This is a genomic window from Commensalibacter sp. M0355 (assembly GCF_016101365.1).
Taxonomy (GTDB): Bacteria; Pseudomonadota; Alphaproteobacteria; order Acetobacterales; family Acetobacteraceae; genus Commensalibacter; species Commensalibacter melissae.
In genome coordinates, this window is the sequence record NZ_JACFQQ010000003.1 from 339,406 (window position 1) to 351,422 (window position 12,017).

Consider the following 12,017-nt stretch of genomic DNA (forward strand, 5'->3'; position numbering starts at 1 on the left):
TATTTCTGATGTCGATTTTTGAAACGGATATATGGCGCATTGGTATTGTCAAGGCACCGGTTGAGGATGTGATAGCTTGTGATATTTGCGATATTCATTGGATAAAAGAGGAGGATACGTTCAAATTTCTTGCTGATCCTTTTGGCCTCTATAGAGATAATAAACTATATGTTTTTGCGGAAGCGTATGATTACAGAGATCGTCATGGCCGTATAGAGGTATTAATTCTTGATCAACAGCTTTCACTTATTGATCGAAAAATTGTATTGGAGAAACCCTGGCATCTATCCTATCCAATGTTAATTGAGGATCAGGGGTTGGTTTACATGCTGCCAGAGGCATACAAATCAGGTGAAACCAGTTTATATAAAGCAGTTGAGTTTCCATTTCATTGGGAGAAGGTATCCTCTTTTTCTTTTCCTGAAGTGGCCATTGATCCGACTATATTATTTTATAATGATTTATGGTGGATGTTTTATACCCCTGTAAGGGAAGGGTTAAGTCGGCAAAGCGTTTTATCTGTTGCCTGGTCGGAAAGTCTCGCAGGAACATGGCATTCTCATTCACTTAATCCCGTAAGGATTTCCCCCTCAAGTGCACGTCCTGGTGGTAATGCAGTCATTACATCTCAGGGTATTATTTTACCGACACAGGATTGTAGCTTGACTTATGGAGGGGGACTGACATTTTTAAACATTATTGAATTAACCCCTGATCAATTTGAAGCAAGAATTACAGGCCAGTTCAATAAAGGTTCAATATTTGGCGAATATAATCAAGGGGTGCATACATTAAGTAAGGCTGGTCCCTATAGTCTGATAGATGGTAAAAAAATACTTAGACAGCCTGTGAGGCGTTTCTTGATTGACAGGCGATATCAAATACATGGAATATTTTAAAAAGCTTGGAATATTTATTGATTTTTTGATTTTAAACCAATGAAATGTGTAAGAATTGATTTAATTTGATCGGTCAGACATCAAATTATTAACCAAGTGGAGATCATCAGGTTTATCCACATCCACGGCAGCCTGCCCCCAAGGTATAATTACAAAATCGATCTTAACCTTGGTTAATTTGAAAATTCTTTTTTTAAGTGCTTTTCTAGTCAAGCGATGCAGGATATATCGCAAGATTATTGAATATCCCAATAGCAAGCCCATTTTTACTGGACTTTTGCGATAACTTTCCAATTTTTGCCAAAGTTTTGCGACTTGAATGGACCTTGGTGTTCGAAACATAAAAATATTGCAACCAGAAAAAGAACCGTCAGCCAATTTGATGTAAGTTCTTTTTGTGTTTGGAACATCTTTTTCAATCTGTTCCTTTAGGGCGATACCAACAGCAAGGTCACATTGTGAGGCCTCCGCTTCCTGTATGAAATATTCCACCCATTCCGGTTGAAGTAAGGGGTTATCAGCGGTTGTTATTAATAGGGGGGTTCCCAATGCTTGAATGGCTTGGATGATGCTTGCACTTGGACCAGGACAGGTGGAAAGATACTTAATAAAGTTGGGTAGAATATCCCTAACAACCTCGAACTTTTCAATTGAAACAGCAATTTTATTAATGGATTCTATTTTTGCAAGGGTTTCGGTAACATATTCGATCATTGGTTTTCCCAATACGGGAATAATCGCTTTGTGCGAAACGTGAGCATGCAAAGCCAAAGGATCTTGTTTCCCTTGCCTTGACCCAGCCAGAATTAAAGCATTGATGGGTTCACGTTCCATAATGGCCCCAATTCCTTTTAGGCTGCTTTTTGAGTGTGTTGGGTGCAATCTTTTTTATGCTCCCGAAAATTAGATCCTGCGGGACGATCACGTGGAGGAGCCCCGGTTTTTAGCATAACCCAAGGATAATGTTCAGCTTCTTTCACAGTATATCCCATGTTAAATACAGTTGGGCTCCGTGGGCGTGCCTTGGCATCTTCATAATAGGTACCGAAGACTTTATCCCAAAAATAGTTGGTAATACCAAAGTTTCCCTTTTCATAATGAAAGTGGTGTAAAACATGAACCTGTTTAATATGACTTACATACCTGGATTTTGGTTTATAATTCAAATGTTGAATGCAATGAAAAAATTCATAAAAACATGACATGTACACAGCTGTACCAATAGAGGCAAAGAAACCGCAAAATCCACCAACTAAATATCCCAAGCCGCCCCCAATGATAATGATGGTTGGTATGGTATTCAAGGGTGATCCAAATAATACATTTAAAAGATGGGGATCCTGATGATGATCAAAGTGAATGCGTTTCCATAGTGAAGCCGACCATTTCATTCTGTATAGTAACGAAACATGCATGATCCAGCGATGGATAATATACCAGATTAATGGAAAGCCAAATATCATGACGATAATTGAACTTAAGACAGGAACCCATCCATTGAACGTGTAGCAGACGGCGACAATACATCCAATAATAAGGCTGAAATATAATAGGATGGTTGGATGCGTCAAATAGGCCACCCATAATTGTTTTAGTCCCATTTTACCTAAATCGTAACTACGTCCGGAACGTAGGTCTTGATTGCGCATAATTTGAAAGATAGATTGGTTGCTCATTGTTTTTCTTCAACTGATAGAATGATAGTGCATGTAGCTAACATAAAGACAAGGAAGGCAGAAAGTGAAGCCACTGGGGCGGGTATGGTTCCTGCTTTCCCCAAAGCATGCAGGACTTCTTGGAATATAATAAATAACAATCCATATCCCAAACAATAGATGGGGATCCAGCTACGTAACCCGGCACGTGGCGGGATGTAGGTCACAAGTACAGTAATAATTAGCATCATGATAAAAGTAAAGGGTAAACACAATCTTCCCCAAATTGTTGTTTTTATATAATTCGTAGGCATTTTGAAAGGTTGTTGATATGATAATTCTAGAACCATATTATGGATGGATTGTGGCATTGATTTTGAAGATAGTCTTATAAGGGTATGTGGTGTCAGGTTAATATTCCATATTCTTTCTTTTTCATTTGTTAATTCATGAAATTTTAATGGAATATCCGGTTTGTTTTGCAGGAATTTTGCATGAGAGAAAATCCATTGGTGGTTTTTATGAATGACTTCATCAGCAATAAGCACCGAGTCAATATGAGATAAATCACGACGCTTGATGATCGTCAGTCCTGTAATTTTATTTCCTCCATAGGCAATATGATCAATATTGATGATATCAAGATTGCTGTAAAAATAGAAATTATTTTCTTTTTCGGGATGTGGGTTGGTTTTGTTCCACCATGTTGCCAGATCCAGTTCCGTTTTGGGTGTAATTTGGTCAGACATAATAAAACATAGAAAACTTAGCAATAGCGTAACAGGTATTAATTTTTTTATCAGTCCCCATGTCGATAGGCCTATGGATCGTAGGATGGTTATCTCATTGTTGATTGTCAATTGAGTGAGGGCGATCAAGAAACCGATAAGGGTACTTAAGGGTAAAACAGAATTAAAAAGTAAAGGTAATTTCAGCATCATGAAATGAACAACCCCTTTTAGCCCAAGTTGTCGTTCCAAAATAGAAGAGGTTTGTTCCAATAGGGTTAAAACCTCCATGATTGCTGTTAAAATAATGACAGTAGTAAAAGTCGTTGCTAACAAGCGACTGGATAAATAAAAGGTTAACACATAACGTTTCAATAATTTTTTCATTATTTATCCGAAGACTTTGAAAAGTGTCTTAACAAATTGCGAGAGGTAAGGAGAAAAGGATTGTTTTTTAAGAATAGACAGCCAAAGCAAAAAAACAAGAATATAAAAAATGGTAGCCATAAAGCGACAAAAGCATTGTCATGTCCGTGTGAAACAAGGGTTAAACCCAGTTGTTGAATATGATCATAGGCAACAAGAATGATTGCCGCGATTCCAAGACCTAAATTTCTTTTACGACGTTTTGGTGTAATGGCTAAGGCGACAGCAAGAAAAGGAATGGCAATAATTGATAAGGCGCGGACTAAACGAAAATGAAATTCAGCCTTTATATCTAAAATTGGGATGTCTTGATAGGTATGGTGCTGAATTTGTTCATAGAGATTTGTTAGGGTTAGTTCGCGTTCATCGCTGCCTCTTTCCCTAAAAATGTTTTTCTTGTTTGTGTTTTGTATTATTCGTGAAGCATTGGAAAAATCTGTTATATTATTGTTGTTATTCGGGTTTAATGTAAGATTTTGACCATCATAAAGGGTCAGCATTATTTTTGAATGATCGGCCAGTGAATAAAAATTCCCTTTATCGGCCAGAATAATTTGTTCAACCAGTTGTTTTTTATCATTTAATTTTGTTTGTCTTATGAAGATTCCTGAAAGCTGGGTTCCGTTTTGGCTAGCTTTGTCAACGATCATAACAGTGTGGTTATTGGGTTGAACAATCATATGGCTTTGAATATGGGGTGCCCATCCAGCATGAGAGGCATAAAAAAAAGCTGCGCGAAAATCATATCGGGCATATGGCTGAATATAACCATATAATATTATACAAAAAAAACTGATGGCAATACCACTTATGATGTAAGACCGTGTACATTGAAAAAGGGATTTTCCAGCATTTAATAGTGCATCAATTTCATTATTAAGATTTAACTGACGAATACTTGAAAAAATTGATACGCAAAAGGCTGCCGGAATGGCAAGACCAAGATAATGAGGGATCAGATCAGCCAGTAAGCCAAGAAAAGTACTGAGGGGGCTGCTGTCTGCCGCTAATAGGTCAAGTAAAACAAGCAATCTTTCCAGCATCAAGGCGGCAAGGATAACTCCAAGAGAAATAATAAAACTTGGTAGAGCTTGCGCAAAAAGGTAGGAATCCAACATCTTGATGTGGATCGTTGATAAAAATCTGGTCAAACTCTGGTTTTTTAAATGAAATTTCAACAAGGATTTACTGAAAATAGTGATCTATATAAAAGGAGTGGGTTTGAGAAAAATCACCATTTTTGTCTATAAAGCGTACCGTTGAAAATGTATGAAAGTGATCATCCAATTTTTCAATTACGATTTTACGCCAAGCGGCTTGGTGATACGGACGGTTTGAATTGGAAGAGGCAGAAGCAATTCCCAGCATCGGTATATTGGTGTTAAGAAATTTTCGGGTAATGGTACGATGGACATGCCCAAAAAGAATAATTTCGACACCCTCTTCATATAATATTTTTTGCAATTTTTTCCTGTCTTTTAAGGCCTTTCTTTCCGAAACAATTCCTGATACAGGGGGATGGTGCAAAATCACAATTCTGAATAAATTATCTTTTTTAAGTTGTTGGAGTGCATATCTGATTTGATTCAGCTGATAATTTCCAACCTGGCCATTTGCAAAAAAGGGAGGCGTGGGAACAGCTGTATTAATGCCAATGACAGCGATAGAACCATAACGGGTTATGATAGGGTAATCGTCATGATTGTAAGCCTGTGACCAGGGTGACCAGAAAGCGTAGCTATTGTGCCATTGTGTTTTAACAAGCGCATCATGATTCCCTGGGATAATATTTATATTTTTAAAAGGAAGATGATGCAACCAGTCAGCTGCCTGTTTAAATTCCTCAGGCAGAGCCAAGTTGGTGAGATCTCCCGATATTAATAAAAGATCGGGAGATTCTCTGGAAATATCGTCAATAATGATATCAAGTCTCTTTTTTTGCAAAGAAAGGCGTCTTTTTTTCCAGGACAGAAAACTTAAAAATCGTTTATTGACAAGGGATAATTTCGGAAATTGAATGCTTTCCAAGGGAAGATGAATGTCCGAAATATGGGCAATTGTAAAGCGTTTCAAAAGAGACTATCCTTAAATATATTCTATGCTATTTTATGTAACATACTTGAAATCATGATAATATAGTTGATTTTTGCACAATTTTTTTCATAAAAGAAGCAAATGGGAAGGAATGATAACATCAAAACTATACAAACGTTTATTACTCCTCATATTAAATTAAAACAAGATACTATAGAATGTTAGAAGCAATCCGTGAATCAGAATATTGCCTTAATTAAAAATCCTGTCAGTCGATTAAATCAGAAAGAGGATAAGGAATTTACAGATTTTGCCTTGAACTGGTTAGGTGAAAATTATTCTACGCCACGAACTGTTGATGATATGATGCAAACGTTAAATCGTTTTGTCGCAACAGGGGTTGATTGTATCATTATAGATGGTGGAGATGGCACGATTAGTCATGTCATGACAGCTATTTATAGCTGTTATCCACATGATAAATTGCCAAGCCTCATTATTCTTCCTTCAGGAAATACAAATTTAATAGCCAAGGATATTGGATTCGGTATTCGGGGAATTAATGCTCTTAAGCGTATCAGGACTTTGGCAGAACGTCAGCGATTGCATTTTATGGTTCAGCATCGTCATGCATTAAAAATTGAATGGTCTGATCCCTCTCGCCCGCCTGTTTTGGGAATGTTTCAAGGTGCAGCGGCATTTACGAAGGCTATTCAGATTGCACATAACCCGACGATTTTAAAAAATTTTCCTCATGATGGTGCTGTGGCAATCACCATTATAACGTCTTTACTAAAATTATTTTTTTCAAAAACACGGGATTTATGGCTTAACGGCAATATATGCTCTTTTTTCATTGATGAAAAGAAATCATATCAGGAGAATTGCTTTTTGTTTTTATCGACGACTTTACAGAGCCTATCTCATGGAATGTGGCCGTTTTTTAACCGATATGCAGGGGATGATAGTCTTCATTATTTGAATGTTAAGGCACATCCTCCACATCTGTTGGCGGCATGTTTCGCCTTATTAAGAGGTAAAACGCCAGAATGGTTATTAAATGATCCTAATTATCTTAGTGGTACTGCCAATAAAATAAAACTGTCAATCAAAGAGGATATTATTCTTGATGGAGAACAGTTTGATACAGGCGAGGATCATTGTATCCTTCTTTCGACCGGTCCCAAATTTTCGTTTGTCCGTTTATAGATAATGTCGGCTGTTTATGTCATCATCCTTGTCACAATTATTGGCTACTTCATTTGATCAGCATTCTGTTCCAGAATCTGTTACCGCCTTCGTTAAACAGATCATAGGAGATCGGCAACCCATAGGTGTTATCTATTACGGTTCTTCTTTATGGAAAAAAGAACTGACAGGTTTGCTTGATTTTTATGTTGTTTGTCAAAATTTGTCTGATTGGTATCCGGAAGATTGTTTTAAAATTGTGATTAATTATTGTCTACCTCCGAATATTGAATATCATGAATGGAGTGAGGGGAATGTTAATTTAAGGGCCAAAGTTGCGATATTATCAATAGATCAACTTCAAAAAGCTACTGCTTTACAATCCATTGATACAACGATGTGGGCGCGTTTTTGTCAGCCTGTTAAGATTCTTTGGTGGAAAGATGATAAAGGAAAACAGGCATTGTTGGATTGTCTCATAAGAGCGGTAAATACAGCTATATGGTGGGCCACTTTTTTGGGGCCAGAATATGGGACTGCGGAAAAATATTGGTGTTCATTATTCCGTCATACTTATGATGTCGAGCTAAGGGTGGAATCAAATAATCGTCCAATGTTGATTTTGGAAAATAGAGAAGATTACTTTAAGCAACTTTTAAAACTGGGCTGGCAAAAAGCAGGAATATCCTATAACGAAACAAAAAATTATTTTCTATTTCCATCTGTGTCAAAGGATCAACGAGAATATGCTAGAAAACGCTGGAAGATTCGGAAAATATTGGGTCGACCCTTGAATATTTGCCGATTAATTAAGGCCGCTTTCACGTTTGAAGGGGGGGCGCAGTATATTGTGTGGAAAATTAATCGACACCGTGACATTAATCTTGAATTGACAGCGTTCCAAAAAAAATATCCCCTTATAAATGCACCCTGGATATTATTCAAATTATATCGACAGGGTTTATTCAAACGATAAAGATTTTAATTAAGAGTTAGCCCTACATCTTTAGCCGCCTGAATGTAGATTTGAACTAGTCGGTCAATCTGTTCTTCTGTATGGGCCGCGGCGATACTCGCTCTTAATAAAGGTCTGTTATCCGGTGTAGCGGGAGGCAGGCTAAGATTAATATAAGCCCCCAATTCTAACACCCTGTTCCAGAAATGAGCAGCCTGAGGTAATTCATTCAAGATGACAGAAACAACAGAGCTGATATCTGGACCAGTTTGAAAACCAGCATTCTGTAATGCATGATAAAACCGGGAGGCATTATTCTTTAGTTTATTTCTCAATTCAGGACGGTTAGCGATGATTTTCAAGTTTTCACGTGTTGCGGCGATTACTTCGGGAGGTAAAGAGGCCGTAAACATGTAGGGTCTGGTACAAAGACGTAATTTATCCATTTGTGGATAATCGGAAACACAATATCCTCCAACAGTACCCAAGCTTTTAGAAAAAGTTCCCACGATGAAGTCAACGTCTTGTTCCACGTTTTCACGTTCTGCAATTCCTCGACCATGTTCACCAAAAACACCAAAAGAATGTGCCTCATCAATCATGAGATAAGCATTTTCCTCTTTCTTAACCTGGATAAATTCTTTGAGGGGAACGATATCTCCAAACATGGAGTAAACCCCTTCCACCACAACCAGTTTAATACCATTTATATTGCCAACTCGGCGTAATCTCTTACGTAAATCGTCAGCGTCATTGTGTCGGAAACGTATAATTTGTGCCTGACTGAGTCTGCTGCCATCATAAATACTGGCATGACAGTCCGCATCCAAGAAAAGGTAATCATCCTTACCGGCAAGAGTTGATACCATGCCGAGGGTTGCTTGATATCCTGTTGAAAAAACCATGCAGGAACGACGGTTGAAGAACTGGGCCAGTTCTTGTTCGAGTGATTGATGTAAGGAATAAGAGCCATTGGCAATTCTGGATCCCGTTGTTCCAACACCATATCGCATAGCTGTTTCAGCAGCTGCTTTTCGTGCCTCTTCGGATTGACTGAGGCCTAGATAATTGTTTGTTCCAAAAAGAAGTGTTTCTTTCCCGTTGATAGTACCAACTGTTGCAGAAAGTGTTTTCTCGATTGTAACCCCAAACGGATTGTGCGGGGCAAAGGAAATAAGTTGGTTGAAAGCAGTTTCAAGTGGCTTGAATTTTGTAAATATATCCATAGGAGAGAGCTTTTATTTAAGGGAAACGATGGCATCTGCAAGATCACGAATCGTTCTTACGTCTGTCAGGCGATCCAAAGGAACGGATACGTCTAGTTTATCTTCAATTTCCATGACGAAATTCATAACAGCTAGAGAATCGAATTCCAAATCTTCAATAATTTTGCTGTCTGGTGAAATGTTTTTGGGAACTTTTGGGTTTTCTAATAATGTATCAATAATTATTTTTGAAATTTCTTCAACCGTTTCAGTCATAGTGTTACCTTGTTAAATATCAATATTTGAACGATTATGACTGATTGGATGACATTTAACGCAATCAGTCGCATATCCTAAGGAAAGAATTGATTTATTGTAAATAGCTTTTAAATTCTGTTCAAGAGGCCATAAAATTTCATTTCATACCTGAATTTTTAAAAATGAAATCCGAATTCTCCTTTTAAAAGCATTTGTCTTGCTTTTGCCCGTGTCAATTTTCCAGAGGAGGTTTGCGGCAGGCTATGTGGAGGGACTAACAGGACAGATACTTCTACACCATTTTGTCTTCTAAACAGACTGGTCATATCTTCTTGAAGTCTTTTTCTTTCAGACTCATCAATGGCACGGCATTGGACAAGTGCAACGACAGTTTCCTGATTATTCTTATCAACCGAGAATACAGCGACATCGCGGCTTCTTAGCGAGTTAAAAGCATGTTCAGCCGCCCATTCCAGATCCTGGGGCCATATATTTCGCCCATTAATGATAATCAAATCTTTTTCGCGTCCAATTATGACAATTTCGTTATTTAGAATATAACCTAGGTCACCTGTTTTTAACCATCCTTTTTTGTCAAGAACGGCTTCTGTTTCTTTTTCTTTATTGAAATAACCTTTCATAAGGCTTGGGCCTCGCACGTAAATGCTGCCCGCTCTTCTTTCGGGAAGAATATTTCCATTTTCGTCCCGTATTTCAATTTCATGATCAGGAAGTATCGGACCACAAAGAGTAAAAGTTCTGGTTGTAACGCAAGGATCATTGGAAGGTTTTGCTATACCTGTCGTTTCAAGAAGGGGCAAATCAATAGTATCGGTTTTAAGTCCCTCTCCCAAAGGTGCGAATGAAAGGGCTAATGTCGCTTCCGCCATACCATAGCTTGCGACAAAAGCTTTTGAATTAAAACCATATTTTTGATATTGTTCGGCAAATTGTTCTAAAATATGAGAACGTATCATATCTCCGCCAATACCTGCCGCACGCCAAGAGGATAAATCAAGTTCCAGGGTTGAGGAAGGCATACGGCGTGTACAAAGTTCATACCCAAAAGATGGACTATAAGATAGGGTCCCTTTATTACGACTGATCAGATCCAACCAGACATGTGGACGCCTTGCGAAATCCCTGGTAGGCAAAAGATCAATGGTTAACTGGCATGTCATAGGGGTTAGAAAAAATCCAACCAGCCCCATATCGTGATACAAGGGTAACCATGAAACGCATCGGTCTCCTGTTTCTTTTACTGCCAATCCATAATATGAGATTGCATGAGCATTGGCCAAACAGGCTTTCTGGGTGACAGCAACCCCCATAGGAAAACGAGTGCTTCCTGAAGAAAATTGAAGATAAGAAAGATCATCAGCCTGAATAACTGGTAATTCTATGGCGCTATTAACTTTTATTTCTTTTAGCTGGGCAGGACTTCCTCCGAACAATAAAGGAAATTTTTCAATAATTTCCCGCGTCCAGCTTTGAATTGTTTGTGGAATAATAACCGCTTTTGCGGAAGAGTTTTCAATCATTCCCCGCAAGGTGTTGATATAAGAAGATTTTCCAGCAAAAGCAACAGGCAGAGGCATTGGGGCGGGAACAATACCTGCATATTGGCAGCCAAAAAAGATACGGCTAAAGTCACTGTCACTTTCTGCAACAATGGCCAAGCGATCGCCTTTCTTTAGTCCCAAGGTCAAAAGTTGCTTGGCAACATGTATAGCTTGTTGTCGCAGGTCAGAATAGGGTAATGATTCTAATAAAACTCCCTTGGCTGAATAAAAATTAATACCGCTTTTTCCTTGAGCGGCGTAATCTAAAGCCTCAGAAAGAGAAACAAAATCACCAAAACGTCGTTTAAGACCAGAATCCGTTGGTGTTGGATGTTTGTTTATGTCCACAATTAAAATTCCACCAAGTTTTTTACAAAACAGTATATATAAATTGCTTTTGTTAAGTATACCTAAAGATAAATAATAATCACTTCATTATGATTATAAAAGAGCAATCCTGTTTGGCTGTTGCCAAACATATTGTGTATAGAAGCTTTCTACAAATGAAGAAAGTATTTTTTGCAACATGTAAAAACTCATTGTTATGGTTATGTATTTACGTTTAATAGGGCTTATAATAAAAAACAATCTTGTTTTTAAAAAAAAATAAAGATTTCGCAAGTTTTTTATGCAAATATACATTTATATGAAACAGTTTTTTTTAAAACTAGATCTGTTTTGGACTGATTATTGTTTTGTTAATTAAATCCCATTATTGCAATCAGTTTAAAATGAATGAACAGCGTTTTATGTATGTATAATACTAATATACTAATATACTAATAAGTGGGAAATGTATTTTATATTCAGTATGAAAATAGTCAATTTTTTAATAAAAAAGAAGTAAACCTGATATCTTATTTTATAAATTGTTAAATGAGCGGATTTACATTGTTAATTAAAAACGGTTTTTTAGAATAAAAAAGGATTTAAAATTAAAAATAAAAAAATAAAATTTAGGGGTTGATTCTTGGATTTAAATTGTATAGATAAGGTCACACAGACATTGAGAGAACAAAAGGTTTTTGATGTGTTTTACGGTTTTGTTCATTGACAATTGTATAGGATGAGAAGGGGATATGCTGGTGGCGTATTGGTTGTAGTGTT

General features: G+C 37.3%; 11 protein-coding genes. 3 read left to right on the forward strand and 8 right to left on the reverse strand.

Translation table 11 applies throughout. From position 1 onward, the window contains the following. The first annotated feature begins 8 nt into the window (after positions 1 to 8). Positions 9 to 899 carry a formyl transferase gene (locus H3T44_RS07440; RefSeq protein WP_198196769.1) on the forward strand — a complete coding sequence of 297 codons (891 nt, stop codon included), beginning with the start codon at positions 9 to 11 and terminating at the stop codon, positions 897 to 899. Between the two features lie 60 nt (positions 900 to 959). Here H3T44_RS07440 and H3T44_RS07445 read toward each other — a convergent pair whose 3' ends face one another. From H3T44_RS07445 to H3T44_RS07465, 5 genes are all read right to left on the reverse strand, one after another. Next, positions 960 to 1,733 (reverse strand): nucleotidyltransferase family protein, encoded by a 774-nt coding sequence (locus H3T44_RS07445; RefSeq protein WP_198184994.1) that lies wholly within the window; start codon positions 1,731 to 1,733, stop codon positions 960 to 962. 17 nt (positions 1,734 to 1,750) lie between these two features. Next, a complete protein-coding gene (locus H3T44_RS07450) occupies positions 1,751 to 2,575 on the reverse strand; it encodes a sterol desaturase family protein (RefSeq protein WP_230873472.1) in 825 nt (274 codons plus the stop codon). Beyond that, a complete protein-coding gene (locus H3T44_RS07455) occupies positions 2,572 to 3,669 on the reverse strand; it encodes an LptF/LptG family permease (protein ID WP_155565976.1) in 1,098 nt (365 codons plus the stop codon). The genes H3T44_RS07450 and H3T44_RS07455 overlap by 4 nt, the downstream gene beginning before the upstream one ends. Continuing rightward, the gene (locus tag H3T44_RS07460; protein WP_198196770.1) at positions 3,669 to 4,826 is read right to left on the reverse strand and encodes an LptF/LptG family permease; all 1,158 of its coding nucleotides are present in this window, start codon (positions 4,824 to 4,826) and stop codon (positions 3,669 to 3,671) included. The genes H3T44_RS07455 and H3T44_RS07460 overlap by 1 nt, the downstream gene beginning before the upstream one ends. 67 nt (positions 4,827 to 4,893) lie before the next feature. Beyond that, positions 4,894 to 5,781 carry a metallophosphoesterase gene (locus tag H3T44_RS07465; protein ID WP_198184992.1) on the reverse strand — a complete coding sequence of 296 codons (888 nt, stop codon included), beginning with the start codon at positions 5,779 to 5,781 and terminating at the stop codon, positions 4,894 to 4,896. Positions 5,782 to 5,976: 195 nt separating this feature from the next. Here H3T44_RS07465 and H3T44_RS07470 point away from each other — a divergent pair, with 195 nt between their 5' ends. Continuing rightward, positions 5,977 to 6,951, forward strand: a complete 975-nt coding sequence (locus H3T44_RS07470) for a diacylglycerol kinase family protein (RefSeq protein ID WP_198196771.1) — start codon at positions 5,977 to 5,979, stop codon at positions 6,949 to 6,951. 16 nt (positions 6,952 to 6,967) lie between these two features. Continuing rightward, a complete protein-coding gene (locus H3T44_RS07475; protein ID WP_198184990.1) occupies positions 6,968 to 7,906 on the forward strand; it encodes a hypothetical protein in 939 nt (312 codons plus the stop codon). A 5-nt stretch (positions 7,907 to 7,911) separates the two neighbouring features. On the opposite strand, the gene spt is transcribed toward H3T44_RS07475, so the two are convergent. The 3 genes from spt to H3T44_RS07490 form a co-directional block, all read right to left on the reverse strand. Beyond that, positions 7,912 to 9,111: a serine palmitoyltransferase gene (gene spt / locus H3T44_RS07480; protein ID WP_198196772.1), complete on the reverse strand. Its 1,200-nt coding sequence runs from the start codon at positions 9,109 to 9,111 to the stop codon at positions 7,912 to 7,914. A 12-nt stretch (positions 9,112 to 9,123) separates the two neighbouring features. Then, on the reverse strand, positions 9,124 to 9,366 hold the full coding sequence (locus H3T44_RS07485) for an acyl carrier protein (RefSeq protein WP_122124053.1): 243 nt from the start codon (positions 9,364 to 9,366) through the stop codon (positions 9,124 to 9,126). Between the two features lie 158 nt (positions 9,367 to 9,524). Continuing rightward, positions 9,525 to 11,258, reverse strand: a complete 1,734-nt coding sequence (locus H3T44_RS07490) for a fatty acyl-AMP ligase (protein ID WP_370552737.1) — start codon at positions 11,256 to 11,258, stop codon at positions 9,525 to 9,527. Positions 11,259 to 12,017: the final 759 nt, after the last annotated feature.